The organism is Cognatishimia activa, assembly GCF_026016445.1.
Taxonomy (GTDB): Bacteria; Pseudomonadota; Alphaproteobacteria; order Rhodobacterales; family Rhodobacteraceae; genus Cognatishimia; species Cognatishimia activa_B.
In genome coordinates, this window is the sequence record NZ_CP096147.1 from 2,464,913 (window position 1) to 2,491,009 (window position 26,097).

General features: G+C 53.4%; 22 protein-coding genes. 9 read left to right on the plus strand and 13 right to left on the minus strand.

The window, feature by feature from the left end; translation table 11 throughout:
- Positions 1-18: 18 nt before the first annotated feature.
- Together M0D42_RS12325 and M0D42_RS12330 are read right to left on the minus strand one after the other, a co-directional pair.
- On the minus strand, positions 19-957 hold the full coding sequence (locus tag M0D42_RS12325; RefSeq protein WP_265018909.1) for an ABC transporter permease: 939 nt from the start codon (positions 955-957) through the stop codon (positions 19-21).
- Positions 958-967: 10 nt separating this feature from the next.
- Positions 968-2,053 (minus strand): quaternary amine ABC transporter ATP-binding protein, encoded by a 1,086-nt coding sequence (locus M0D42_RS12330; RefSeq protein ID WP_265018910.1) that lies wholly within the window; start codon positions 2,051-2,053, stop codon positions 968-970.
- 154 nt (positions 2,054-2,207) lie between these two features.
- On the opposite strand from M0D42_RS12330, the gene M0D42_RS12335 reads away from it, so the two are divergent.
- From M0D42_RS12335 to M0D42_RS12350, 4 genes are read left to right on the plus strand one after another with little or no spacing between them, the layout of a single operon-like run.
- A complete protein-coding gene (locus tag M0D42_RS12335) occupies positions 2,208-2,918 on the plus strand; it encodes a GntR family transcriptional regulator (RefSeq protein ID WP_265018911.1) in 711 nt (236 codons plus the stop codon).
- Between the two features lie 7 nt (positions 2,919-2,925).
- Positions 2,926-3,849: a dihydrodipicolinate synthase family protein gene (locus tag M0D42_RS12340; RefSeq protein WP_265018912.1), complete on the plus strand. Its 924-nt coding sequence runs from the start codon at positions 2,926-2,928 to the stop codon at positions 3,847-3,849.
- Entirely contained in the window at positions 3,846-5,342 is a 1,497-nt protein-coding gene (locus tag M0D42_RS12345) for an aldehyde dehydrogenase (protein ID WP_265018913.1), read from the plus strand. Before M0D42_RS12340 ends, M0D42_RS12345 begins: the two co-directional genes overlap by 4 nt.
- A complete protein-coding gene (locus M0D42_RS12350) occupies positions 5,339-6,679 on the plus strand; it encodes an NAD(P)/FAD-dependent oxidoreductase (protein WP_265018914.1) in 1,341 nt (446 codons plus the stop codon). The genes M0D42_RS12345 and M0D42_RS12350 overlap by 4 nt, the downstream gene beginning before the upstream one ends.
- A 384-nt stretch (positions 6,680-7,063) precedes the next feature.
- On the opposite strand, the gene M0D42_RS12355 is transcribed toward M0D42_RS12350, so the two are convergent.
- The 7 genes from M0D42_RS12355 to M0D42_RS12385 are packed head-to-tail and all read right to left on the minus strand — an operon-like array spanning position 7,064 to position 14,576.
- Positions 7,064-8,125: a TRAP transporter substrate-binding protein gene (locus M0D42_RS12355; RefSeq protein WP_265018915.1), complete on the minus strand. Its 1,062-nt coding sequence runs from the start codon at positions 8,123-8,125 to the stop codon at positions 7,064-7,066.
- Between the two features lie 27 nt (positions 8,126-8,152).
- Positions 8,153-9,448: a TRAP transporter large permease gene (locus tag M0D42_RS12360; RefSeq protein WP_265018916.1), complete on the minus strand. Its 1,296-nt coding sequence runs from the start codon at positions 9,446-9,448 to the stop codon at positions 8,153-8,155.
- Entirely contained in the window at positions 9,448-9,960 is a 513-nt protein-coding gene (locus M0D42_RS12365) for a TRAP transporter small permease subunit (RefSeq protein WP_265018917.1), read from the minus strand. Before M0D42_RS12365 ends, M0D42_RS12360 begins: the two co-directional genes overlap by 1 nt.
- Positions 9,957-10,988, minus strand: a complete 1,032-nt coding sequence (locus M0D42_RS12370) for a phosphotransferase family protein (RefSeq protein WP_265018918.1) — start codon at positions 10,986-10,988, stop codon at positions 9,957-9,959. The genes M0D42_RS12365 and M0D42_RS12370 overlap by 4 nt, the downstream gene beginning before the upstream one ends.
- Entirely contained in the window at positions 10,981-12,558 is a 1,578-nt protein-coding gene (locus tag M0D42_RS12375; RefSeq protein WP_265018919.1) for an AMP-binding protein, read from the minus strand. Before M0D42_RS12375 ends, M0D42_RS12370 begins: the two co-directional genes overlap by 8 nt.
- Before the next feature lie 24 nt (positions 12,559-12,582).
- A complete protein-coding gene (locus M0D42_RS12380) occupies positions 12,583-13,791 on the minus strand; it encodes an acyl-CoA dehydrogenase family protein (RefSeq protein WP_265018920.1) in 1,209 nt (402 codons plus the stop codon).
- Between the two features lie 11 nt (positions 13,792-13,802).
- Positions 13,803-14,576, minus strand: coding sequence for an SDR family NAD(P)-dependent oxidoreductase (locus M0D42_RS12385; RefSeq protein WP_265018921.1), 774 nt, complete (start codon positions 14,574-14,576; stop codon positions 13,803-13,805).
- Positions 14,577-14,685: 109 nt separating this feature from the next.
- On the opposite strand from M0D42_RS12385, the gene M0D42_RS12390 reads away from it, so the two are divergent.
- From M0D42_RS12390 to bktB, 3 genes are all read left to right on the plus strand, one after another.
- Complete coding sequence (locus M0D42_RS12390; RefSeq protein WP_265018922.1) at positions 14,686-15,801, plus strand: 3-hydroxyacyl-CoA dehydrogenase family protein; 1,116 nt, start codon at positions 14,686-14,688, stop codon at positions 15,799-15,801.
- A 104-nt stretch (positions 15,802-15,905) separates the two neighbouring features.
- Positions 15,906-16,607 carry a TetR/AcrR family transcriptional regulator gene (locus M0D42_RS12395; RefSeq protein ID WP_265018923.1) on the plus strand — a complete coding sequence of 234 codons (702 nt, stop codon included), beginning with the start codon at positions 15,906-15,908 and terminating at the stop codon, positions 16,605-16,607.
- Between the two features lie 50 nt (positions 16,608-16,657).
- On the plus strand, positions 16,658-17,842 hold the full coding sequence (gene bktB, locus M0D42_RS12400; RefSeq protein ID WP_265018924.1) for a beta-ketothiolase BktB: 1,185 nt from the start codon (positions 16,658-16,660) through the stop codon (positions 17,840-17,842).
- A gap of 90 nt (positions 17,843-17,932) precedes the next feature.
- Here the strand turns inward: bktB and M0D42_RS12405 are convergent, their stop codons facing one another.
- The gene (locus tag M0D42_RS12405) at positions 17,933-18,511 is read right to left on the minus strand and encodes a TetR/AcrR family transcriptional regulator (RefSeq protein ID WP_265018925.1); all 579 of its coding nucleotides are present in this window, start codon (positions 18,509-18,511) and stop codon (positions 17,933-17,935) included.
- A gap of 98 nt (positions 18,512-18,609) precedes the next feature.
- On the opposite strand from M0D42_RS12405, the gene M0D42_RS12410 reads away from it, so the two are divergent.
- The gene (locus M0D42_RS12410; RefSeq protein WP_265018926.1) at positions 18,610-19,176 is read left to right on the plus strand and encodes a carboxymuconolactone decarboxylase family protein; all 567 of its coding nucleotides are present in this window, start codon (positions 18,610-18,612) and stop codon (positions 19,174-19,176) included.
- Between the two features lie 351 nt (positions 19,177-19,527).
- On the plus strand, positions 19,528-22,671 hold the full coding sequence (locus M0D42_RS12415) for a 2Fe-2S iron-sulfur cluster-binding protein (RefSeq protein WP_419195970.1): 3,144 nt from the start codon (positions 19,528-19,530) through the stop codon (positions 22,669-22,671).
- Positions 22,672-22,761: 90 nt separating this feature from the next.
- On the opposite strand, the gene M0D42_RS12420 is transcribed toward M0D42_RS12415, so the two are convergent.
- From M0D42_RS12420 to M0D42_RS12430, 3 genes are all read right to left on the minus strand, one after another.
- On the minus strand, positions 22,762-24,024 hold the full coding sequence (locus M0D42_RS12420) for a glycerate kinase type-2 family protein (protein WP_265018928.1): 1,263 nt from the start codon (positions 24,022-24,024) through the stop codon (positions 22,762-22,764).
- A gap of 90 nt (positions 24,025-24,114) precedes the next feature.
- The gene (locus tag M0D42_RS12425) at positions 24,115-24,807 is read right to left on the minus strand and encodes a D-lyxose/D-mannose family sugar isomerase (protein ID WP_265018929.1); all 693 of its coding nucleotides are present in this window, start codon (positions 24,805-24,807) and stop codon (positions 24,115-24,117) included.
- Complete coding sequence (locus tag M0D42_RS12430) at positions 24,804-26,081, minus strand: amylo-alpha-1,6-glucosidase (RefSeq protein WP_265018930.1); 1,278 nt, start codon at positions 26,079-26,081, stop codon at positions 24,804-24,806. Before M0D42_RS12430 ends, M0D42_RS12425 begins: the two co-directional genes overlap by 4 nt.
- Between the last annotated feature and the right edge of the window lie 16 nt (positions 26,082-26,097).

Sequence of the window (26,097 nt, forward strand, 5' to 3'; positions counted from 1 at the left end):
GAGTCGCTCCTCTGTTGGTTATTTTATTTTTCCTGTGGTGCGCAGGATCAGCCCGACCGGACCGCCCTGCCACCAGTGGCGATGCCCGCGCTCGCGGCCCGATTGCCCCATGCCCTGGGTGATCCGGTCCAAAACGATCGCGAGAATGACGATGCCAAGGCCACCGACGAGGGCCTTGCCCGCATCCAACCGCCCCATGGCGCGTAGAACTTCGTTGCCGAGACCCTTCACCGAGATCATCGAGGCAATCACAACCATCGAAAGCGAGAGCATGATGGTTTGGTTCACACCAGCCAGTATGGTCGGGGTGGCGAGCGGTAGTTCAACTTTCAACAAGATTTGCCTTGGGTTGGCGCCAAAGGCCTTTGCTGCTTCGACAACAGATGGGTTCACGCCGCGGATGCCCAATGAGGTCAGGCGTACAAGCGGCGGTAGGGCGAAGATGATTGTGACAATCACACCGGACACGTTGCCAATGCCGATCAGCATGACCACCGGAACCAGATACACAAAGGCTGGGATGGTCTGCATCGTGTCCAAAACAGGTCGAATGGTGGCTTCAAACCGATCGTTTTTTCCCGCCAGAACACCGAGCGGCAGCCCGATCAGGAAACACAGGAGGACTGAACTGACCACAATCGCCAATGTCGTCATCGCGAGGCCCCAGGCGTTTGGCGCAAGGAAGCCCAGGCAGAACATGCTAACTCCAACTAAGATAGCCACCCGGCGACCCGCCGCTTGCCAGGCAACTAAGACCAGCAAGATCAGCATGATCGTCGGCGGCACTGCATTCAGAGCTGTGTCGATGCCCACGATCATTTCGTTGAAGATGTTTTTAATGGGCTGGATTATGCCGCGATTGGCAATCGCCCATTGTTTTACGCCATCAGCGGATTCCGCGATGCCCAGATCAACTGAGGAAAACGGATCAAGGATGCTGAAACTATTCTCTTCCATGATGGGCTCCTCAGTGCTTTACGGCGCTCTGGTCGTCGACATCACCTTGGATGCCGCGCAGCAGAGCGTTCTTGGTCACAACGCCAATCGGGCGGCCATCGACTTTGACCATGATTGGGTTCTGGGTTGAGATTGAGAGATTGACGAGATCATCCAGAGATTGGTCGGGATGCGCCTCGGGCCAGGCATTTACATCATCGATCGGACCCCGGCGCCCTTCGTAGGCTTCCACAGATTCCATGATTTTCCCGGCCGAAACGAGATCAAGCTTGGAAATGCCCGCGACAAAGTCCGCCACATAGTCGTCCACCGGATTGGTCACGATGTCCTCCGGCGTGCCTACTTGGACCAATGCACCGTCTTTCATGATCGCGATGCGGTCTCCGATGCGGATCGCCTCGTCCAGATCGTGGGTGATGAACAGTGTGGTTTTGTTCATGTCCGCCGAAAGCGACATAAACTTATCCTGCAGCTGACGGCGAATAAGTGGGTCCAGCGCCGAGAAGGGTTCATCCATCAAAAGAATTGAAGGATCGGCCGCAATGGCGCGGGCCAGACCAACGCGCTGCTGCATGCCGCCAGAAAGTTCGTCTGGGTATTTCTGATCCCAACCATTCAAATCCACAGCATCAATAGCGCGCATGGCGTTTTCTTTGCGGCTTTCCAGATCGTATCCGCGCACCTCTTGGCTGAAAGCGACGTTGTCGATGACAGTCCGGTGCGGCATCAGCGCCATGTTTTGGAAAACCATGCCAATTTTTTCAGCGCGCAACTCGCGCAAGTCGCGTGGAGAGAGCGCGTTAACGTCTTCACCTTCAATAAATAGCTGGCCTGTTGTGGGTTCGATCAGGCGGTTTACGTGACGAATCAAAGTGGACTTGCCCGATCCCGACAGGCCCATGATGCAAAAAATTTCGCCGCGCCCGACTGTAAATGACGCGTCTTGAACACCAACGACGCAGTCAAACTGATCACGCACCTCCAGCTTGCCAAGTCCTTGTTCTTGAACGGCCTTCATCGCGGCGTCGGCGCGCTTTCCGAAAATCTTCCAAAGATTTCGGCAATCAATCACCGGGTCTGCCAAAGCATCTGTCACTTCAATCTCCCTGAATTTTTTTCTTGTATGCTGCATGTTTTTATATTGTACACAAGTTGTATTTTTGAAAAGGTGATTGAGAAAACCCCGTAGGACGGCCAATAGTTGTTCCCACTGAAGGTGAAAAAAACCGAGTAAAAACAGAGGAAATGGGATGAAAGAAGAGGCACGTCGACGCAAAGAAGAGTTGTTCGATCACTTGAAGGTATCGATTCTCACTCAGCGTCTGCGTCCAGGTTCCGACCTGGATGAAGCGGAACTGTCTGCCGCTTTTGGTCTTTCCCGTACACCTCTACGGGAGGTCTTCCGCGAGATGAGCGGAGCAGGCTACCTGGATCTGCGTGCAAACAAAGGCGCGCGCGTTTCAGATTTGTCCTACCGAACCCTCCGTGACTTTTTCCTCGCTGCTCCCATGATTTACGGAGCAATCCTTCGGTTAGCCGCGTTGAACGCATCCAATAGCCAGATTGAACGGCTTAAGGATGCCCAGCAGGAGTTCAAGGCAGCCCTTCGCAACGGTTCCGCAGGGGACCGGGCTTTGGCGAACAACCATTTCCATGAAGTGACCGGGGATATGGCGGGCAACATTTACTTGCAGCCCTCTTTCCAACGTTTGCTGATCGACCATGCGCGTATCGGCACGACGTTCTACCAACCACAGAATTCCGAAATGGTCGGCAATCTCACCAAGGCCAGCGAACAGCACGATCAGATCATTTCGGCAATTGAAACAAGAGATGAACAACTTGCCGGAACATTGGCAGACGATCACTGGAATCTGTCCCGCGGACAGATCGAAATCTATGTGATGCCCGATGCTCTGGACGTGCCCTTGGGGACGCTTTCGAAATCAACTTCTGCATGAGGAATGAATGACGCCGATATTTAACTTCGACGGGATATATACACCTGTCGTGACGCCGTTTCATGAAGACGGCGCCTTCAACTGGGACGCGTTGGCCGACGTGATTGAATACCTGATCGAGAAAGGTGTTCATGGGCTGATTTCTGGTGGCTCAACGGGCGAAAACTACGCACAGACCATCGAAGAACGCATCGAGATCGCAAAATTCACCAAGGAGCGCATCAACGGGCGTATTCCACTGGTGGTTGGCACTGGTGCGATGATGACAGCGGATTCCATTGCCTTGGCGAAAGGCGCCAAGGATATTGGCGCCGAGGCCCTGCTTTTGGCGTCTCCAGCTTATTCCGTGCCAACTGACCGTGAAAACGCACTCAACGCGCTTGCGATAGATAAGGCTGCCGACCTGCCGATCATGCTATACAACTACCCGCATCGCACGGGCACGATGATGGGCGAAGAGTTCCTTGATCGTGTGGGCCGCAGCCGAAACTTCTGTGGCATCAAGGAAAGCTCCGGAGACATCAACCGCGTGCATCTTCTGGCGCGGGACTACCCGCACATTCAAATGGGCTGCGGTATGGACGATCAGGCGCTGGAGTTCTTTGCCTGGGGGTCTCCGTTTTGGGTTTGTGGCGGATCAAACTTCCTGCCCGAAGAACATGTCGCGCTTTACAATGCCTGTGTGATTGAGGGCGACTTTGTGAAGGGTCGCAAAATCATGTCGGCCATGCTGCCACTGATGCGCGTGCTCGAACAGGGTGGCAAGTTCATCCAGACCATCAAACATGGCGTCGCGATGAACGGCTTTGAAACCGGAGGCATGCGGCCGCCGCTCAAAGGGCTGAACAAAGACGACAAGCGCGCTTTGGAACAAGTGGTGCGCGTACTCAAAGCGACCATTGCAGAAATCACATCGGAGGGCGCGAAATGAGCCTGCTGACTCAAGACGAATACCGTGCAATCGCTGCTGGTCTGACCCTGCCAACCAGTGCGTTCATTGACGGCGGATACCGCCCGGCGATCTCTGGCAAAACCTTCACATCGGTGAACCCAGCAACAGGGGAAACCCTTGCTGAGATAGCGGCCTGTGGCCAGGAAGATGTTGATTTTGCCGTGCAAAAAGCGCGCGAAGCGTTTGACGACGGTCGCTGGAGCAAGATGCACCCGAGCGAACGAAAAGATGTGCTGATCCGGTTTTGCAAACTGCTGACCCGCAATGAACGTGAACTCGCAGTCATGGAGAGCCTCGACAGCGGCAAGACCATTTATGACTGCGAAACTGTAGATGTGCCGGAAACCATTCACTGCCTTAAATGGCATGCTGAAGCCATCGACAAAATCTACGATCAGGTGTCACCGGCATCTGACGATCACATCGCTATGGTCGTGCGCGAGCCCATCGGCGTGGTCGGATTGGTTCTCCCCTGGAACTTCCCGCTTTTGATGCTGGCCTGGAAAATCGGTCCGGCATTGGCTGCGGGTTGTTCTGTGGTGGTGAAACCCGCTGCAGAGACAACTCTGACAGCACTGCGGGTGGCTGAGCTGGCATCAGAAGCAGGCCTCCCCAAAGGGGTTTTAAACATCGTACCTGGCGGCGGCGCTGAGGTAGGTGAACCCATAGGTCGCCATATGGATATCGACATGGTGTCCTTCACCGGCTCGACGGTGACCGGCAAACGTTTTCTGACCTATTCTGCGGAAAGCAACGCCAAAGAAGTCGTTCTTGAAATGGGTGGTAAGAACCCGGCCGTTGTCATGGATGACGCTGAGAACCTAGATCGCGTTGCGCAGCATATCGTGAATGGCGCTTTCTGGAATATGGGTGAAAACTGCTCTGCCAGTTCTCGCCTGATCGTTCATAAGGACGTCAAAGATCAGCTGCTGGAACGCGTCGCATTGCATGCAAAGGAATGGAACGTCGGAGATCCGCTTGATCCAGAAACCCGGTTGGGTGCACTTGTGTCCCAAGCGCATTTCGACAAAGTCGCTAGCTATGTTTCACAGGCCAAAGACGTTGTTATCGGCGGCAATGCCAAAGATGGTTTTGTGGATGCAACAGTCGTGAACGTGCCGGGAAATGACGACACATTGGCGCGCGAGGAAATCTTCGGCCCGGTTTTGTCGGTGATTGAAGTCACAGGCTTTGACGAAGCGATCCAGATTGCGAATGACACCGAATATGGGTTGTGTGCATCTATCTTCACAGCAAACACCAAACGCGCAATCCGAGGAGCACGTGCCCTGCGCGCTGGTACCGTGACGGTGAACAGCTTTGGAGAAGGGGATATCTCGACTCCATTTGGTGGCTATAAGCAGTCTGGATTTGGAGGCCGTGACAATTCTCTGCATGCGCATGATCAATACACACAACTGAAAACCATTTGGATTGATCTTGCAGATGATGCGGATGAGGCCGTCGATTGACAGGTTTTAAGGCAAAACGTCAGCCGGTGCATCGCGGGCCCGCAGGATGGAATACCATTCTGGGCCCACAAGATGCGCCGGCGGAATTGACGCAAGACACAACGGCGGACTTTGTTGTCATTGGCGCGGGTTTTGCGGGAATGGCGGCGGCTCGGCGTCTGGTGGAACTGACACCAGACAGCCGCGTTATCGTGCTAGATGCGGGCCGCGTAGCCGAAGGGGCATCGGGCCGCAATTCTGGCTTTATGATCGATCTGCCACACGAATTGACATCAGAAGACTATGCTGGAGCGGGCGACGACAAAAAGATGATCGCTTTGAACCGCGAAGCAATCAAATTCATAGGCAATGCTGTCGAGCGATACCACATTGATCCGAATTACTTTGACCCCACGGGCAAGGTGAACGGAGCAGCAAGCGATGCAGCCCTTCGACACAACGCAAGCTATGCTGAACACTTGCGATTGCTGGGCGAGGAATGCGAATTGCTGGACGCAAAGCAAATGCATGAGGTGACCGGCAGTCCTCACTATTTGGGAGGACTCTTCACGCCGGGCACTGTGATGCTGCAACCGGCTGGCATCATGCGGGGCATGGCCAAGGGTCTGGCGCGAGACGGTGTTGCGTTATTTGAAAACAGCCCGGTAACCGAGATCACCAAAAATGGCGCGGGGTGGCACGTCAAAACCGCCAAAGCCAAGATATCAGCGGCCAAAGTGATCCTGACAGTTAACGGCCATCTTGAAAGCTTTGGCGTGGAACGCGGAAAGCTGATGCAACTCTTCCTGTTTGCCACCATGACACCGGAACTTGATGTCGACACATTGAAGAATCTGGGTGGGCAAAGCCGTTGGGGCATTACACCGTCCGATCCTATGGGCACCACGATGCGCCGCATTGATGCCGGACAAGGTGGCAATCGCATTGTAACCCGAACCTGCGCAGTAGTTCGCCCCAACATGCAAACACGCGAGAATGATCTGAAGCGCGCGAAAACGGTGATGCAGCAAAAATTTGATCAGCGCTTTCCGCAGCTTGCTGGCATGAAAATGGAGCACAGTTGGGCGGGGCATCTGTGCCTCAGTCTGAATGGCGTCTCTGTTGCTCGTGAGATCGATACAGGCGTGTATTCCGGCTGTGTTCAAAATGGTTTGGGCACTGCGAGGGGAACACTGACCGGCATTACTGCAGCAGAATTAGCCGTGGGGGTCCAATCGGATATTTCGGATCATTTCAGTGCCGAAATTCCACTCAAGCCTCTCCTTCCCGAACCACTATTTTCATTAGGAGCCAACGCTGTCATCAGGCACCGCGAATGGAAGGCCCGCAGCGAATAGTCACTGATATATTAGGACCTTCACACCGACTTCCAGGTAACTTGAAACGCAAAAGCTGCAAACGCCCTCAGTGGCGATGAAACTCCCGTAACTTTAGCGCAAAGGATACCTCCCGTGCGGTGGCCTCTTCACTGGTCGTCGTTTTGGGAAGGATTGCACATGTCGATTGGTCTGGCCATCTCGGTCACTCCGCCTCTGCTGAGTGCCGCAATCTTATTTGCCAATTCACGCAAACGGCCGATCGCGCTGAAAGCGAAACAGCTTCTTTTATACAATGGGCCACTGGCGGTTTTACCGCCAATGACCTCCTTTATTTGACTTGATCCGATGAATTATTGCGGTTCATCGAATGAGGCTAGATCTACTGGGAGGGTATTTGATCTATCAAGCCAGGCCTCTTAGTTTTTGAAATTCATGCAACATTTCACCAACACGGCCGCTGAATTTCGGATCTTTGGCCGAGAACTCATCGACGACCTCCATCGAGTAGCGACGCAGGTTAGCAATCGCAGCGTCGTCCAGGCGGGTCAATTCACCACCCATTTCTTCAACGAACTGCTTCTTAAACAACATATCGCGATAGACGAAATGGGCACTTGCATCAGCAGAGGTTGCACGAACGACTTCGCTCACCGTTGCTTTCAGATCGTCGCCAAGACCTTCCCAAGCCTTAAGGCCTGCGAAGACTTCTCCATTCATGTGGCCAAGCAGATCAGGCTCCGCGATAAACTTGTTCACCTCCTGAAGATTCATTCCCCAGCCGGTCGCCGTGGAACCCCAATGCGCCCCCTCAGCTACTCCAGTCTGAAGGGCTTGGTAAAGCTCGCCTCCTGGAATGGAAACCGGAGCCGCACCCATTTTTGTAAATACGAGAGCTGCAGGGCCTGTCGAGCGAACGCGCCAACCTGAGAAATCTTCTGTCGTACGCAGAGGTCGGTTGGAGTAAAGTGTCAAACCAGAGTAGGAAACCGGACCGATTTGGAAGACGCCCTGCTCTGCATAGGCCTCTCGGATGACATCCAAGGCACCCATTTCATACATAAAGGCCGCCATTTCCTCATGTTTGGACCAGGCACCGATGTGTCCGTTGAGGTGGCCGGCGACTGGAATACGACCAATCCAATAGGCTGGATAAATGAAAGCACTTTCCAGAAGACCGCGACGTACCGCATTCAACACTTCGCCGGTCGGAACAATCCCGTTGCTTTGCACAGGTGTGATGGTCAATTCGCCATTCGTCGCTTCAGTAATGCGGTCGCAGAACTTTACAAAGACGTCCTCGTAATACCAGTTGCCTGTCGGCCAGTGGGTTTGCATACGCCAGGTGATTTTACCTGCCGCGATTGCCGGTGGCGCTGCAAGCATGCTGCCGGTCGCAGCTGCCGCTGCTGTAGAAGCGGTTGCCGTCAAGAAACCACGGCGTGAAGTTTTGGTAGTGTCGGTCATTTTTTTCCTCCAAGTTGACAGACGAATTTAGTCGTTCGTGAAATTTGTGATGATTTCTGGGAACAAGAAAATCAGCGCACCGGTGGACAGCATCAGCACCAAATAGGGTAGTACTGCATTGTAAATTTGAGTGATTGGTGTCTCGGGGCTTAGGGTCTTGAGATAGAACAGGTTGTAGCCGAATGGGGGTGAAATATAACCGATGCAGAGGTTCAACTGAAACAGCACACAGAACCAGATCGGGTCCACACCAAGACCGGCAACTATCGGATAAAAAATGGGCAATACCAAAAGGATAATGCCGATTGGGTCAAGGAACATGCCTAGGACCAGCGTGACCGCTTGCATCAACAAAATCATGACCCAAGGCTCGATATCCATGCCACGCAGTGCATTTTGCAAGAAGGCTGTTCCACCGCCACTTCCATAGATCGCAGTGAAGGCTGACGCACCAAATACAATCCAGAGCACCATACCTGTGACCGTGGCTGACCCATGGCTGACTTCCTTGATGTAGGTCCAAGTAAGTTCGCCTCGAATGGCGACCGAAAAGGTTACCGCTGCCGCGCCGACGGCTGCAGCCTCGGTCGGTGTGGCGATCCCGGCGAAGATCGACACAAGAACGGATAAGATAACCACGAGCGGCAGGATCACGGATTTCAAGGAAGACAGGCGCTCGGCCCACGGCGTGCGTTCAGAGGCTGGCGGCGCAAGCTTGTTGTTGCTGAGTGCGCGAAACAGCACATATATCAGGAAGACGGCAAGTAGGATTAAGCCTGCAGCCATACCGCCCACAAACAACTTGCCGACAGACTGACCAGTCTGCATGCCAATCAATATGAGCGTGATGGACGGTGGGATGATGATACCCAATGTGCCCGAGGCGCCGATTGTACCAAGCACGAAGTTGCGGTCATATCCTCTCTGGTCCATTGCCGGAATGCCGACCATGCCCGTGGTGATGGTTGATGCTGCGCAGCTACCAGTCATCGCGGAAAGAGTAGCGGCAAAGCCCGAAGTTCCTACAAGCAGACCGCCCGGCATTCGGCCCGACCACAGATAGAAGGCGTGGTACAGGTCTTCTGCAATGCGCGAGCGCGCAAGAGCAACACCTATGAAGACGAAAAAGGGGATCGACGAAAGAAGGATCGACCACATGCCGCCAAACATTGTTGAGACGATGGAATACATGCCGTTTGAACCGAACATGATGTAGCCAAAGACAACAGCGGTTCCACCCATCGCAAATGAAAGGGATACACCACAAATGATGGCCAGCAGTACCATGCCGAACATGCCGAATGTGAGGAGCTCAGGAGACATCAGGTAACATCCTCCGTGTTAGAATTCGGATTGAAGAACGTCCAGATGGCTTCGATCGCAGATACAATGCCCTGTACGGTGATGAGCAAGCTGCCCAGAAAAAGCGCCAATTTTGGAGGCCACATAGGGTGAGCGAGCGCGCTGTCGTCCAATTCATTGAACTGCCACGCGTCCAGAAAGAACAACCAGCCTTCCTTGGTGAGGATCACACCCCATAGGATCAGGAACAGGTAGTTCAACAAATCCAGAAGCGCGCGCCCCCGCGGACCAGCCGTGTTCAGAAGAATATCTACCCGAACGTGGTCTTTGCGAATAAGGGTATAGGCCCCAATAAGCACAAAGTAAGAGCCGAAAATTCGCTGAGTGTACCCATGTGCCCAAAGCGTCGGCTGCCCAAATCCGTATCGCGCGATGACTTCAAAGCACAACACAACAATGCCAGCCCAGATGAGCAAGCTCACGAGTTGGCCAATCAAGATATTGAACCCAGTTATGACTTTGAGGGCGTTCATCGGGTTCCGCCCCAAAGGTGGTCACCTTTTTCGATGATCTCTTGAGCGCGCCGTGCAAAACGCTCTGCAAGAGGAGCCAATTCTGCGGCTTCTTGGGACGATGCGTTCCCCGCCCGCGCGCGGTCAGCAATCCCAACAAAGATGACTGCGAAGCGAAACAGAGCAAAAACCATATGAAAACTGCGCAATGGGCTTGTTGGAAGAGCGAGCGAAAAATACTCAGCAACAAATTCCTCTAGCGTCGGAATGCCACTTTCTTGCCAGGGCGTCCCGTCAATTCCGCCATATTCGTCAGGTGCTGTATGCCAAGGCATCACGCAAAATCCAAGATCCGCCAGGGGATGTCCCAGAGTCGAAAGCTCCCAATCCAGTACGGCAATAACCCGCGGCTCTGTCGGGTGAAACATCATGTTGCCGAGCCGGAAGTCCCCGTGTGCGATGGATGTAGCGCCATCGTCTCCGGGCATATTTTCAGGCAACCAATCTACCAAAAAATCCAGCGCGGGGATGCGCGGCCCATCTGATTCCAGATATTGCTTTGACCAACGCCTGATCTGACGCTCAAAATAGTTTCCCGGTCGACCATAGTCCCCCAGCCCTACTTCATTGGGGCGAACCGCGTGCATTCGCGCCATGGTCCGCGCCATATCCAGATACATTTCGCGCCGGTCTTGTGGAGAAACATCCGGCAAGGTGCAGTCGGACATAACGCGACCTTCCAGACGGTCCATCACGTAAAAGGGTGTGCCAATAATGCTCTCGTCTTCTTCCAGCCACAGGGCTGTCGGGACAGGCACATCGGTCGCTTCCAGCGCTTTCAAAACGCGAAACTCCCGTTCGACAGCATGAGCACCGGGTAGGATCTGACCTTCGGGTTTTTTGCGTAGCACCAGCTGGCGCTGCCCCCAGGTGACAAACCAAGTCGGATTGGATTGACCACCGGTGATTGGTTCTGCGGTCAGCCCGGTTTGCCCCGGCAATTTTTGCGCAAGCCAGTTCTCAAGCGCAGAGAGGTCAAGATTACTCATTGTTTGCCATCTCCTTGGCTTGTTCACGAAGTAAGAATTTTTGGATTTTTCCAGTCGCTGTCTTGGGCAACGGTCCGATTATAAAGCGGCGCGGACGCTTGAACCCGGCGAGGCGTTCACGGCAGAAAGCGTCAAGTGCATGGATATCTATCGCTTGCCCCTTGCGGGTCTCGATAAAGGCCCAACCGGTTTCCCCCCATTTCTCGTGAGGAGCCGCCACCACCGCTGCGATCAGGATGTCAGGATGTTGGTGTAAAGTCGTTTCCACTTCGAGGCTCGAAAAATTCTCCCCCCCAGAAATGATGATGTCTTTGGAGCGGTCCCTGATTTCGATCTGTCCGTCACTGTGCATCACCGCAAGGTCGCCGGTATGGAACACCCCACCCGCAAAAGCCTTTTCGGTCGCATCGGGATCTCGAAAATAGCCTGCCATGACGGTATTGCCGCGAAGAACAATCTCGCCCATGGTTTCTCCGTCAGCAGGAACGCTGTCTCCACTTTCGTCAACGACCAATACACCGCCGGTGTTGACATGGCGGCGCCCCTGGCGCGCCAGGGCAAGAGCGCGCTGCTGAACGTCATCTGACCCTTCCGATCCCGGGTCATTAATCGTCGCCGGGCCGTAGCTTTCTGTCAGTCCGTAGAGATGGGTCAGGTCAAATCCGAGCGCATTAAGCCCTGCCAGAAGCGTCGGCGTTGGGGCCGCGCCGCCGGTTCCAACCCGAACGCGGGAGGGCGCTGGCATCTCCATCTGATCCATCAGCATGTAGAGCACGACCGGCGCACAGCACATATGAGTGATGTTGTGTTCAGCAATGGTCTTAACGATCAGTGCGGGATCAACCTTATCCAAACAAACATGCAAACCACCGGCTGCGGTTAATGCCCAAGTATGGGTCCAGCCATTGCAATGGAACATCGGAAGCGTCCAGAGATAGCGGGTCTCTGGTGTGAACTGCATCATCGTAACATTGCTTATTGCGTTCAACTGGGCTCCGCGGTGCGTATAGACCACACCCTTCGGCTTGCCGGTCGTTCCAGATGTATAGTTCAGGGCGATCGGCTGATTTTCATCTGTCACCGCCGTGAGCAGATCAAGCGCCGGAGCGTCTCCGCTGAAGAAGGTGAGCCCGTCTGTCTGATCAGCGCTGCTGCACAGGGTATGTACAGGAACGCAAAGGTTGCTGAAATCGAGCGATACCGATCTGTCTGTCAGCAACAGCTTTGTACCAGCGTGATCCAGAATGTAATTCACTTCGCTGATATCGAGCCGGGTGTTGACAGTGTTCAGTACCGCGCCAAGCGCCGGAACTGCATAATGCGCTGCCAATAGCTCAGGGCGGTTTGTCAGCATCAGGGAGACGACATCCCCAGCGACAATCCCCTGCTGTCGCAGCCAATGTGCCATTCGCGCGACAATGGAATCAAAATCGGCATAGCTCCAAGTTTTTTCGCGCCAGGCGACAGCCGGGCGCTCAGCGTAAACTGCGCGCGCGCGCTCTAGGAAATTCAGCGGCGTCAAAGGCTGAAAATTCACTGTACGCGGTGCCAAATGTGGCTCACCAAACATCAAGGCTACTCCCCGGACCGTTTCTCAGTTTGAATGGGTTTCCCATTTCCAGAAATCTCGCTTCTGATCCGCTAGATGGCGGTTTAGAACCATTTGATGCACCTCATCAGCCCCGTCTACGAGACGGGCCTGGCGGGCGTAGCGATAAATCCATTCAAGGACTGTGTCACAGCTGTAGCCACGAGCGCCATTGATCTGAATGGCAACATCGGCCGCCTTGTGTAGCAGGTTAGCCACGTGGATTTTCGCCATCGAGACTTCCTTGCGTGCAAAGCTACCTTGATCAATTGCCCATGCGGCTTTCATCACCAGCAGGCGACCCATTTCGATCCCCATTGCCAGATCACCTAGTTTGATCTGAATGCTCTCACGGTCCGCCAGTCGGACACCAAACCCATGCCGGTTATTGGCGTATTCGGTAGCAATTTCAGTGCATCTCTTGGCCAGACCCAGCCAACGCATACAATGGGTCAAGCGAGCCGGGCCGAGCCGCATCTGGGTGACTTTAAGTCCCAAGCCCTCCCCTAGCAGGACTCGATCCGCCGGCAGTTCCATGTCCTCATAGACAATCTCGCAATGCCCGCCATGTTCTTCTGGCCCCATTATGGGAATGCGGCGGTCAATGTGCCAGCCAGGCTCATCGCGGTGATGCAGGAAGGCCGTCAGTCCGCGGCGCGGATCATCCGAGGTGCGTGCCATGGTGATAAAGTGGCTCGCATCCGCTGCTCCAGTAATGAACCATTTGCGCCCTCTCAGAACATAGCTGTTCCCTAATTTGGTCGCAGTGGTCAACATCATCCCCGGGTCGGACCCACCACCCGGATGAGGCTCTGTCATTGCAAAAGACGAGCTAACCTCGCCCGACACTATCGGAGCCAGCCAACGCGCTTTCTGTTCTTCAGTTGCGGCTTTTTCCAGCACCATCATATTGCCATCGTCAGGCGCTGCGGAGTTGAACACGACTGGTCCAAAAATGGATCGGTTCATTTCTTCATAGCAGACCGACATCCCTACTTTATCCAACCCTTGACCTCCGGTTTCGGGTTGAAGTTGCAGGCACCAGAGCCCTTCAGACTTCGCTTTTTCGCGAAGGGCTAACAACCAATCTTTGGCTATATTGCCGTGCTCATCCCAGCTGTCGCGATTTTCTTCAACAGGCAGGATTTCATCTTCAACGAAGCGCGCAATACGCGCTCGGAAGTCTTCAACTTTTGGCGAAATGGTAAAGTCCATTTTCTTTTCCTTTAAAGAGATGAAATTAGGTGGCCACCATCAACAGCAATGTCGGCGCCGGTCATGAAACTGCCAAAGTCAGAAGCCAATAAGAGCACGGCTCCGTCCAGATCAGACGCCTGGCCCAAACGGCGCTGAGGAACGCGTCTGATCAACGCTTTACCAGGCTCGGATGCGAAGAAGTCGCGGTTCAGTTCAGTCTCGATGTAGCCTGGACACACGGCATTTACGCGTATGCCATGACGCGCCCACTCAAGGGCCAATGACTTCGTTAGCTGCATTACGCCGCCTTTTGAGGCCGCATAGGCTGATACATGCCCCGCAACGCGCTTTCCGAGGATTGAGGCGATGTTTACGATGCTGCCACCCTTGGCATTGGCCTTCATTGCTTCGGCGGCGACCTGAGCAACGTAGAAAACACCTTTCAGGTTGGTATCAATGATCCGGTCAATGTCCTCAGGGCTATGATCCAGCGCAGCTGCAGACACCGTCGTTCCAGCATTGTTAATCACAATTTCAAAGTCACAGCTCTGCATCGCTGACCTGACTGAAGATGGGTCCGAAACATCCATTTGGAGCCCAGAAGCACTGCGCCCTGCGGCGTTAAGTTCTGCGCACAGAGCGTCGACTTTCTCCAAACGCCGGGCAGCAACTGTGACATGCGCCCCCTGCTCGGCAAAAAGTTTGGCAAAATGCACACCCAATCCCGAAGATGCTCCGGTCACGAGTACGCTCTTATTTGAAAGGCCTGGAAACCTTGGAACAAAGTTATCTTTAGGGTCCACGTCGAATCTCCTCCAAAATCGAACGCTCGCTCTTTTTAGGCGCAATTTAATCAGTTGTCAATCGAGCGCTCGTTCTATATTTAGGTCGCAAGAAATTGGGGAGACCGTCATGGCAATACGTTCAGTCGCAATTATAGGCGCAGGTACAATGGGCGGTGGCATAGCCATTGGGTGTATGGCCGCGGGTCTAAAAACACTTGTGATCGACACTCAACAGGAGAGCCTAGACAGACTTAAGAACCGTGGGCAGCGATATTTCGACCGGCTGATCGAAAAAGAAAAGATCACTCTTGCCGAACGTGAATCTGCGCTTGGGAGCCTGACAGTCTCAACGAAACTCTTGGAAGTTCAATCAGCCGACTTGATCATTGAAGCAGTTTTTGAAGACCTTGACGTCAAACAAAGCCTGCTAAGATCCATCGCTGAATTTATTTCTGCAGACTCTATCGTGGCAACGAACACCAGTGCGCTGAAAGTTTCGGATATGTCAGATAGCCTTCCTTATCCCGAACGCTTTCTTGGCCTGCACTACTTTAGCCCAGCAGAGCACAATCCACTTGTTGAACTTGTCGCAGGTTCCGAAACAGATGATGATGTGCTGCGTATTGCACAAGAATTTCTAGTATCTACTGGCAAGACTGTTCTCCCATGCAAGGATTCCAATGGCTTTGCCGTTAACAGGTTTTTTTGCCCCTATACCAACGAAGCAGTTCGTATATTGGATGACGGGTTAGCAACCACGGGTCAAATCGACCAGATAGCTCAAGAGGTTTTTGATCTCGCGGTTGGCCCGTTTGCTGTGATGAACATCGTTAAGCCAAGTATCAATCTCAATGCTGTCTCCAACCTTTCTAGCCTCGGAGCATTCTACTCTCCGGCGGTTGGACTTCGCGAGATTGGCGAAGCGGGCAATTCATGGCAGATCGAAGACGACGCTGCTCCTCTGCCCCAAAAGACAGCTGACAAAATAGCCCAGCGCTTAATGGCGGCTGTGTTTCTCCCAGTTCTCGACGCAATTTCCGAAGATGTTGCTGCGCCAATTGCTTTTGATCTCGGTGCCACCAACGCACTACGCTTCGGCAACCCTCCAATTGCGCTAATGCGTTCGCTGGGTCGCAGCGAAGTCACGGATATATTGGCACCGTTGCTCGAAAAACACGACCATCCCCTTCCCAATTCGGCATTGGCGAGGGTGTTTGACGAAATGCCGTTAGGCTCAGAATAGCCAACTGAGATCGATCGCTCGTTAGAAAATAGCAAGGTAGATCACTTGATTGGATATAGAGTTGCTGCAAAGTTAGACTTTGTCCGCACAAAAAGGAGGCCACCGTGCTCGTCTCGTTAGACCACTCTCCAGAAGCGCTATGCCGATCCATGTTGGAGCGCAACAGCGATACAATTTCTATTCGCAAGCCCGAAGTTGCAATCAAGAAGTTGGTTGTGATCATCGAGACAGCTCTCGCAATATCAAACCGCAAGGGCTTTCACGCAATGTCGCTACGTGAGCTTTCCAAGGAAGCTGGCATTTCGATGGGCGGCCTCTATGCCTACTTCGATAGTAAAACCACACTGCTCAATATGATCCTCTCTCAGGTCGCGACCTCGGTGGAAGACGTTTTGCAGCACCCGCCTGAAGAAGCTACGAAAGATCCAATCAGCCATCTGCGTTGGCTAATCGCGGCACATATTCACCTGACAGAAGAAATGCTATCCTGGTTCGCCTTCTGTTTCATGGAAGCCAAAAGCTTTCCTGAAAAAGAACGCCAAATGGCTATCGAGAGCTCTATGTTTACTGAGCAGGTCTTCGCTGACGTGATTAAGCGCGCCGTCGCGCAGAACATGTTGCGCGAGGACGTATCGCCCTTTCTTCCTTCACTTATCAAACCGCTTCTACAGGACTGGTATGTGAAACGCGCGAAATACCGTAAACGCAACATTTCCGTCGAAACCTACGTCCAGACGATTCAGGATTTCGTACTCGCAGCTGTCTTACCAGTCTCTGAGAGCTCTAACTCCCCAAAACCCAACTAGCTCTGGAGCCATAATCAACTGGTGACAAAGCGCATTAAAAGGAACAACCTATGACCAAATCCGTTGTAATCGCATCCGGTGTCAGAACCGCCATCGGAACGTTTGGCGGCGCACTCTCAGGATTGTCGCCTTGTGATCTGGGTACAGCCGTCGCGGAAGAAGCGATCAAACGTGCGGGCATCGATGCAGCTGACGTTGAACAAACCGTACTTGGGAATGTAATCCATACGCAGCCAGAAGATATGTATATCAGTCGCGTTGTTGCCATGCGCGCGGGGGTGCCAGAGACATCTCCGGCACTAACGCTAAATCGCCTTTGTGGTTCTGGTCTTCAATCGGTTGTGACAGCTGCTGAGCAGATCATGCTTGGCAATGCAAGCATCGCGCTTGCCGGTGGAGCCGAATGCATGAGTCGCGCTGGCCACCTTCTGACGCAAGCACGCCATGGGCAAAAGATGGGTGACACTAAGGCCATCGATATGATGGTCGGAGCCCTAACTGACCCTTTTGGAAACGGCCATATGGGGGTAACCGCTGAAAACATCGCTGATCAAGACAATATATCGCGTGAATTTCAGGATGCATTTGCGCTCGAAAGCCATCGCCGCGCATCAAAGGCCATCGAGGCCGGGTATTTCAAGGACCAGATTTTGCCCATAACGGCAAAAAAGGGTCGCAAAGAAATAGTTTTCGATACTGACGAGCATGTACGGCATGACGTGGCAATCGAAAACCTTGAAAAACTGCGCCCCGCTTTTCGCAAGGAAGGTACAGTAACTGCAGGCAATGCATCCGGCATCAATGATGGCGCAGCTGCGCTCATTCTTGCAGAAGAGGAAGCGGCACTAGCGAAGGGCATTACTCCTGTCGCGAGAATTGTGAGCTATGGCCTGGGAGGTGTTGCTCCAAATGTCATGGGAATGGGACCAGTTCCTGCGACAAAGCAAGCGCTAGAACGTGCCCAGCTGACTATAGATGATCTGGATGTGATCGAGAGCAATGAAGCTTTCGCCGCCCAAGCTTGCGCTGTTTCCAAGGCGCTAAATTTTAACGCCGATAAAGTGAACCCGAATGGTGGCGCCATTGCGCTTGGGCATCCGATCGGAGCATCGGGCGCAATCATCCTGGTCAAGCTCTTACACGAGCTGCAACGCACATCCGGTCGATATGGGCTTGCCACAATGTGCATAGGTGGTGGGCAAGGTATTGCAGTTGTGGTTGAATCACTTATCTAGCTGAAACTTTTTCCACGTTCGGACCGTCGAACGTGGAACGCTTCACTGGATTGCATCAACGGCAAAAAGCACAACGTTTGCCAATCGGGGTTAGACCAATTGATCGAGCTCTCCAGCGATTTCTTGGGCCAGCGCTTCTACATCCACGCTTTTGCGTTCCAGTGAAGCACGCAATCCTATGAGGTCCGACTGATAGCGCCGGGCGAGACTGGCCGGGTCATAATGCGCTGCAATCTCATTAGCGTCTTGAGCAGCAACAAAAAGCGCCTCAAATTGCTTTTCCATCTGATCAAGAAGACTATGTGCCTTGTCCGAAAGAGCCTCTTGAAGCCCTTGGACTTCGAGCAGTGTTTTCACCAGCATACAGGCTTTCGCTCGATCACTGTTTTCGCGATCGGCAAAGCCAAGAACATAAGCTTTCAGTGCTCCGATTGGTCCCAAATCATCCGCAAGTGCCCGGAGGCGAGCGGTGCCGCGTTCCGCATATAAATCGAGCGTCTCGGCATAGAGTGCCTCTTTGGAACCAAAGGCAGCGTAGAAACTGCCCGGCCGGATGCCCAGCACTCTCTCGATATCCTTCATCGAGGTCCCCGCCCAGCCGCGCTGCCAAAAGAGGCTCTGAGCACGAGATACAATGTCATTTCGATCAAATTGGGCGGTTCTGGGCATGGGGCTGGCTCAATATTGAGTGATTGCTCAATTATATACTTGAGCGATCATTCAAGAAAGACTTAAGTAGAGGCTCCACTGTTGATAAAGGAATGCTCATGACCACCTTCCCATCTCATGACCTAGAAACTGCGCCGGAAGCCTCCAAACCCCTGCTGGAGAATTCTCAGAAAGCCTTTGGCCGCCTGCCTGGTCTGCACAAAGTGATGTCCGAAAGCCCTCAAGTTTTTGAAGGTTACCAAGTTCTACACAAACTCTTTACCGAGACAGCTTTTGATGCGGATGAAATGACCGTCGTCTGGCAAACCATCAACGTTGAACATGAATGCCATTATTGTGTTCCCGCGCACACTGGCATCGCCAAAATGATGAAAGTGTCTGATGACATTATCAACGCCCTTCGAGATGAAACGCCTTTGCCATCTGCTAAACTCGAAGCCCTTCGTACGTTCACGCTTGCTATGTTGCGCAGCCGTGGCAACGTAACCGATGCAGAAATGGCAGCCTTCTTTGATGCCGGTTATAGCCACCGCGCTGTTCTGGATGTCATTCTTGGCCTCGCTCAGAAAGTGATGTCAAACTACATCAACCACGTCGCGGAAACGCCGCTTGATGAGCCTGTCAAACCATTCGCCTGGACGCGGAAACAGATCGCAGCGGAATAAAGCAAATGGCGAGTTCGCTAGATGCGACTCGCCCTCACCTATGTTCTCAATCGTTTCAGTTAACGAGTGTTATTTCTTACTCAAGTAAGTGAGAAGAAGCCCAATTGCTTAACAGGGCATGGCCGGCAAGCAATCGGGCTAAATTCACCAGTAAATCTGGACTTGAGAGTTCAATGATCACTCACAAGCTTTCATTCGATGACATCAACACAGCTTTACATCTGATGCTCGGAGGCAAATCGTTGAGTCCTGAGGTTGAGTTCTAGAACTCCCCGCTGTTAATTACCGATAAGGCTGCTCCCATATCTTGGGAACACAATCACCAACCAAACTCTTTAAATGGAGGCCACCCTGGGAATGACGTTTCGTTCGGCCAAAGATCGACCGGTTCACCTTGGACGCCTCAAACTAGAAACTCTGAAGCGTCGGACTGAGACTGATCTGTCGGAGGTGCCAGAGTTCGAGCCACTGCGCTTTCACCAGCCAGATGTTCCCGCGTCCATCGTGAATGCAATGGGGGATCATCAGGCGATGCTGGATGCGATCCGGGATGGTTTGGTGAACAAAGCCGTCGCAGATGCGCCATCGGAACCACAAGAACGGGCAGACCACCTAAAGGCCTTTGGCTATTTTGCAGACGCGACAATTGTTGGCACTTGCGCTCTGCCAGCAGCCGCGGTCTTGCCAGAACCTGTGTACAACCCCGATATTGATCGCTTAGCCGAAGATCTGCGCACCAAACAGGTTAAAACCTTCGCCTCTGGTGTCGATATGATCATGGCGGATCTCAAGGAATCCATGGACGCTCCGCCCACGTCGATCAACAGCCACACCCATGCGATTGTTTTTCTTTACGCGCATCCACGTGATCCGCGTGAAGATGAAGTAGGCACCACCTGGATCCAAGGTGCAGCCGCGCATCGGTCTGCCATTTTGGCATCAGAAACTGCAGTGGTCATCGCGAACTACCTGCGCCTCCTGGGCCATGAGGCGCGCGGCCACACCCTATCTTGCAGTGATGTTGATCTGGGCCGCGTTGCCGTGGCCGCGGGTGTAGCGAAGGTGGAAAACGGTGTCTTGTTAGCACCTTACGTCGGCGAAGGCTTCAGCTTAGCTGTGGTTACAACCAATTTTGAGATCGCGGCTGATCTGCCACTTGCAGAGCTGCCTTCTTTGCAGGAACCAATCTTTGCGACGCGTGACTTCAAAGACGGGGCGCATCCCTTTGAGAAGCTGAAACGCGTAGATAACCCGACAACTTACATCGATGAAGCGCGTATCCCACGGGTGCCAAAACGGACCGATATGTTTAGCCGTGCTCTTTTCGGGGACATGGGGAAACACGTTCAAGACGCCTCCAAAGGCGGGCACTACGTGCGCAAGTCCGCCCCCTCGATGGCACAACGTCGGGCACTTGGCGCCTTTACGTTGTTGCAGGACGGAGAAACTGCGACAGAGCAGGTGAAGCTAAACCCGCAAGAGGCTCATGATCTAATCAAAGCGACCAGCTATTATCTGGGCATCGATGCGGTCGGTATATCCCGATGTCCGGATTGGTCCTGGTATTCCCATGACGCTGCAGGTCAGCCGATCGATCCGCCTCATGATCAAGCCATCAGCATGATTGTGGATCAGGGCTATGACACGATGGAGGGGTCATCAGGCGATGACTGGATTGCGGTCGCAATGTCGATGCGGGCCTACCTTCGGTTTTCCCTATTGGGGGGTGTGATTGCGCGCCAGCTGCGTAATCTTGGATACAAAGCCAAGGCACATACGGTGATGGATGGTGAGGTGTTGCAACCTCCGCTTTTGTTGCTCTCGGGCATGGGTGAAGTCAGCCGCATTGGTGAGGTCATTCTAAACCCCTATCTGGGGCCGCGCCTGAAATCGGGTGTGGTGACAACCGACCTGCCGATGACTCATGACAAGCCCATTGATTTTGGCCTGCAAAAGTTCTGTGAGGCTTGTAAGAAATGCGCGCGGGAGTGTCCGTCTGGCGCGATTACAGCAGGGCCGAAGCTGATGTTCAACGGCTATGAGATTTGGAAATCTGATAGCCAGAAATGCACCACTTACCGGATCACAACACCGGGCGGCGCGATGTGCGGGCGCTGCATGAAGACATGTCCTTGGAACCTTGAAGGCATTTTGGCTGACAGCGCCTTTCGCTGGGCGGCGATGAAAATCCCGGGCACAGCCCCTGCCTTGGCAAAACTAGATGATATGTTGGATCGCGGCTCGCTGAACTCTGTCAAGAAATGGTGGTGGGATTTAGAGATCCAGGAAGATGGAGGCTATCGCCCAACCGACAAGCCCATAAATGCGCGGACGCTGCAGAAGGATCTTAATCTGCAATACGAAGATCAAACTTTGGCGGTTTATCCCGCCAACCTTGCCCCACCGCCCTACGCCTATCCGCACCCAATGGATCGCGAAGCGGGCATCGAAGCCTATCAGGCGATGATCACGGCAGAGGAATACAAAAAGCGCATCGCTCATGGAGACAACAGCGGTGCCCATATGCGGCCTGACTTCTCAGATAGTCCAGTGCTGCAGGTCAAGATCACTGAAGCCGCCAAACAAGCCGAGGGTATCACCAAGTACGTGATGCAAAGCCTTGATGGCAGCGACCTGCCAGTATGGACCGCCGGGGCACATCTGGACATCGTGGTCGCGCCAGAATTTTTGCGTCAATATTCCATGTGCGGTGATCCAGCCGATCGCTCGACCTATCAGATTGGTGTCTTGCGCGAAGACGCGGGTCGCGGCGGGTCTGCGCTGTTGCACCGCATATTTAATGAAGGTCGCAAGATATTTGTCTCCAAACCGATCAACCACTTCCCACTGCAGGAAGAAGGCGCAAAGTCTTATCTGATGGGCGGTGGCATCGGCATCACGCCAATGATCGCAATGGCGCATCGGTTGCACGCGTTGGGCAAGGATTTTGAGCTGCATTATTCGGGCCGCTCGCGCCAGACCATGGGGTTCTTGGACGACCTGGCGACTTTCCCCTGGGCGGACAGAGTGCGGCTGCATATTTCTTCAGAAGGCACACGTGCAAAGCTGGATGAGATCCTCACATTTTCTGAAGGGGCTCATGTTTATACCTGCGGCGCAGAGCCTTATATGCAGGCCATTTTGGACTGCGCCGAACAAGGCGGATTTCCCGAAGAAAACCGCCATCTGGAATATTTTAGCGTGCCCGAAGCGCCAGACTATGAGAACCACCCGTTTCAGATCAAACTGGCAAAATCCGGTCAGCTTCTGGATGTACCGGCAGACAAAACTGCGGCTGATATTCTGGTGGAAAACGGAATTCATATCGACATCAAATGCGCAGATGGAATTTGCGGAGTTTGCAAGTGTGGGCTCGTCACTGGTGAGGTGGAACACCGAGACTACGTTCTATCCAGAAGCCAGCAGAAAACTGCAATCATAACCTGCCAATCAAGGGCGGCGGAGCCTAATGGCGTAATCGAACTTGATCTATAAGATCAATATCGGGGCGAGTGTATCGAGCTAGATCTACGAAGTACCAATGGTCATCTACCTGTTTTTACTTCGCAATCAACACTCTGCCCATCAGGATTCAGATTTTGGAAAAATGAGAATTGCCCTAAAGTCATTCACATTTGTCAGCGTCGGCCCACAGATGATTTGCCCACCCAATTTCGAAAAGAAGCTATGTGCATCGTTGTTCCCAAGAGAGGCTTCGGCGATGGCATAGTGCTCCTCTGATTGCAGGGTCTCGGGCCCAAAATAAGCTCCTGCTACTTCTGCTGCCCCATCCACGCCATCAGTGTCACAAGCGATCAAATGAATGCCGTCAGCCTCTGTCAGAGCCAGACCTGCAGCCAAAGCATACTCTGCGTTCGGCCCGCCTATTCCATTGCCGATACGCGTGACCGTACACTCACCTCCAGACAACAACAGATGCGGTGCTGATCCCGCAGTCATTTGAGATTGTACTTTGAGTGCAAGCTCTGCGTGACTTCGGCCTAGATCCCGCGCCTCTCCTTCCAGCGCATCACCCAACAGTGTCACCTCACAGCCTTGGGATTTTGCGAGATCGGCAGCGGCGGCCAAAGACTGCGACGGGGCCGCGACTATAACGGAGGTGCCCGCAGTCGCTTTGCCAGACAACTTCTCCTGCGGAGCTGACAATAGCCTGATGACCTTTTCATCGACAGGAATTTCATGCCGATCAATCACCGCCAACGCCTCTTCATTGGTTGAAGAGCCAGGTACCGTAGGACCAGATGCGATTTCGGCAGGATCATCGCCGGGTACATCTGATATTATCAAACTCAGCAATTGAGCGGGTGAACATGCTGTAGCCAAACGCCCGCCCTTTACCTTGGAAAGCCGCGCACGGACTGTATTCATCTCGCTAATGGGGGCTCCTGACGCCAATAAGGCGGCATTAACAGCTTGCTTATCTGACAGGGTTAACCCTTCGATAGGCGAGCAAAGCAGGGCTGATCCGCCACCAGAAATTAAAGCCAGCACAGTGTCTTCGGGCTGCAATTCTGAGACCAGATCTAGCATTCGAGCCGTAGCATCCACACCCGATTGATCCGGAACAGGGTGCGCCGCTTCAACAATTTCGATACCTTTGCAGGGCCTCGCGTAGCCGTAGCGAGTGATGACCAGCCCTTCGCACGGTCCATATACGCTCTCGACAGCTTCAGCCATGCGTGCGCTCGCCTTCCCCGCACCAATGACAAGCAAACGACCCTTCGGGCGTGGCGGCAAATGTTTGGGAATGACCTGCATCGGATCCGCGGTTTTAACCGCAAGTTCAAAGAGCTCAGAGAGGAAGCGTTCAGGTTGATCAATTCGCATTTGCGTCGCCAGTTCAACTTGTGATGGGCATAATTCCAAGAGGCAATCCAAATGGATCACCCTTCAGACGCTACGGTTTTAACGCAGTCGTTAGTCTGCACCAAGCCAGGATCTGTAGTCGCTAACGAGTAGATGGGTTGGCGCCTCATCCTCTACGATGTCAGCAAATCGCCCGATCGGTTCACGGAACACATTGTCGGTTTCATCGTCATTGACGGTCGAAACCTCACCAATCAAAACATCCCCGCCTTCGCCCCAGAAGGCGTGCCAATCGCCAGGCTGCAGGGTGATGCTCTCACCGGGAGCCAGCTTGATCTTTTCGCCGGCCGAATAGTCGCGACGTATCCCGTCACACCAAACAGTGCCGCCCTCGTCACCTGCAAAGTTCCCCTGATCATCGGAACCGAAGAGTTCGATGACCAAAGTTGCCCCACCGCGGTTGATAATATCTTCTGCTTTGATCACATGGGTATGCATCGGTGACAATTGATCCTGACGCGAGATCAACAGTTTCTCCGCGTAACACATGCCACCACCGCGTTGCAGATCAGCAAGGCGCCCATTGCGCAACGTGAACAGAAACAGACCCATCTCGTCAAATCGCCCGTCACCGTAGTCGGTGATATCCCAACCACAACGCGCCTCAACCAGATGCTGCGCATCTCCAGTGCGTGCCTTGAACTCTTCCGGGGTCCAATAGGCAAAAGGCGGCAAGGTGAAGCCATAATGGCGGATCATCTCATCGGCTTCAGCCATAATTTGATTGATGCGGGAACGCTTCATGCGACCTCTCCGGTAAGTTTTAAAAACTCGATCACCATAGCCGCGGTCCAAGTAAAGTGAAGACCCCCACATGGTTCACCGGTCATCGGATCAAAGTATTCGGCGAAACCGCCGGTTTCGATCAGCTTGACGCTATCACTGATGATGCGGGCCGCGGTGTCATGATGACCTTCCCGCTTTAGACCGTCAGAAATCATATAGTTCACGATCAGCCAAGCCGGACCACGCCAGTAACGAGCGCCGTCATAGTTTTCGTCATCGGGATGATGGCTAGGCACCAGATACTTCACGCGCTTCCCTAGCTCGTCGATGTGCCGTGCGATGGCTGTGGAATGTTCCTTATCGATGTGGGCAAAAACCGGCAGAAGACCACCAATAGATGGGCTGTCGATCACATCACCTATCACACGATCATAGCACAGATACTGCTGCCTCTTCTCGCTCCAAAGGTCGTTGAGTGCTCGAAGTCCCTTATCTGATCGGGTTCGTTCTTTTGCTGCCAGTTCGGTTTCGCCCAAACTCTCCGCCATAGCAGCAAGATCTTGGCTAGACCGCAGTAGGATCGCGTTAAAGCCTGGATCAACAACCTGAAACGGGGAAGCATCGTGCAGTTTGGTGTAGTCCCAGTTTAGGCCACGGAAGAGTTGAACAAGCCAAATGTACCTTTTGTACTGCTCTTGCGTTGGACGATGCGCTGGATTGGTGTGATTTAGATCACGGCGCTGAAACTCACCAACCCCCTCGGTTGGAACACGTTCAAAAGCCGCATCCCAGTCAACAGAGTTATCTCGGCCAGACTCCCAAGGGTGCAAAATCGCGACCAAACCAGTATTTTCAGGGTCACGTGCCTTGTAGAACCAATCATGCCAAGCAGCAATCTTAGGCAAAAGCGCGGCGGCGCGACGGCGCGCCATTTCCGTGTCTTTGGCCCTTTCGAGCAACCGACGTACAGCAAAACCAGCGACCGGAGGCTGGGTGATACCCGTGGTTGGAACCGGTCGATTGGTTTGCCAGACCTCTGGGCCTGGATAGTAGCCGTCATCATCTTTGTGGAAGATGATATGGGGTACCATTCCATCATCCCATTGATGCGCAAACAGCGTTTCGATTTCCGTCCATGCCCTTGATTCATCTACGTAATACTGGCCAAGAGAAGACAGGGCGCTATCCCAATTCCACTGAAAAGGGTAAAGCCCATGCGTTGGCACTGTGTAGTGCCCTTGGTCGTTACGCGCGAGGATCTCGACGGCTTGGTTGAAAATATTGGTACTCATGGTTCTACCTGATGGG

What these genes read in the sequence shown, in the direction of transcription:
- M0D42_RS12325 (WP_265018909.1), bottom strand. Translation starts at nt 957, where the DNA reads ATGGAAGAGAATAGTTTCAGCATCCTTGATCCGTTTTCCTCAGTTGAT.
- M0D42_RS12335 (WP_265018911.1), top strand. Translation starts at nt 2,208, where the DNA reads ATGAAAGAAGAGGCACGTCGACGCAAAGAAGAGTTGTTCGATCACTTG.
- M0D42_RS12340 (WP_265018912.1), top strand. Translation starts at nt 2,926, where the DNA reads ATGACGCCGATATTTAACTTCGACGGGATATATACACCTGTCGTGACG.
- M0D42_RS12345 (WP_265018913.1), top strand. Translation starts at nt 3,846, where the DNA reads ATGAGCCTGCTGACTCAAGACGAATACCGTGCAATCGCTGCTGGTCTG.
- M0D42_RS12355 (WP_265018915.1), bottom strand. Translation starts at nt 8,125, where the DNA reads ATGACCGACACTACCAAAACTTCACGCCGTGGTTTCTTGACGGCAACC.
- M0D42_RS12360 (WP_265018916.1), bottom strand. Translation starts at nt 9,448, where the DNA reads ATGTCTCCTGAGCTCCTCACATTCGGCATGTTCGGCATGGTACTGCTG.
- M0D42_RS12365 (WP_265018917.1), bottom strand. Translation starts at nt 9,960, where the DNA reads ATGAACGCCCTCAAAGTCATAACTGGGTTCAATATCTTGATTGGCCAA.
- M0D42_RS12370 (WP_265018918.1), bottom strand. Translation starts at nt 10,988, where the DNA reads ATGAGTAATCTTGACCTCTCTGCGCTTGAGAACTGGCTTGCGCAAAAA.
- M0D42_RS12375 (WP_265018919.1), bottom strand. Translation starts at nt 12,558, where the DNA reads ATGTTTGGTGAGCCACATTTGGCACCGCGTACAGTGAATTTTCAGCCT.
- M0D42_RS12380 (WP_265018920.1), bottom strand. Translation starts at nt 13,791, where the DNA reads ATGGACTTTACCATTTCGCCAAAAGTTGAAGACTTCCGAGCGCGTATT.
- M0D42_RS12390 (WP_265018922.1), top strand. Translation starts at nt 14,686, where the DNA reads ATGGCAATACGTTCAGTCGCAATTATAGGCGCAGGTACAATGGGCGGT.
- bktB (WP_265018924.1), top strand. Translation starts at nt 16,658, where the DNA reads ATGACCAAATCCGTTGTAATCGCATCCGGTGTCAGAACCGCCATCGGA.
- M0D42_RS12405 (WP_265018925.1), bottom strand. Translation starts at nt 18,511, where the DNA reads ATGCCCAGAACCGCCCAATTTGATCGAAATGACATTGTATCTCGTGCT.
- M0D42_RS12410 (WP_265018926.1), top strand. Translation starts at nt 18,610, where the DNA reads ATGACCACCTTCCCATCTCATGACCTAGAAACTGCGCCGGAAGCCTCC.
- M0D42_RS12420 (WP_265018928.1), bottom strand. Translation starts at nt 24,024, where the DNA reads ATGCGAATTGATCAACCTGAACGCTTCCTCTCTGAGCTCTTTGAACTT.
- M0D42_RS12425 (WP_265018929.1), bottom strand. Translation starts at nt 24,807, where the DNA reads ATGAAGCGTTCCCGCATCAATCAAATTATGGCTGAAGCCGATGAGATG.
- M0D42_RS12430 (WP_265018930.1), bottom strand. Translation starts at nt 26,081, where the DNA reads ATGAGTACCAATATTTTCAACCAAGCCGTCGAGATCCTCGCGCGTAAC.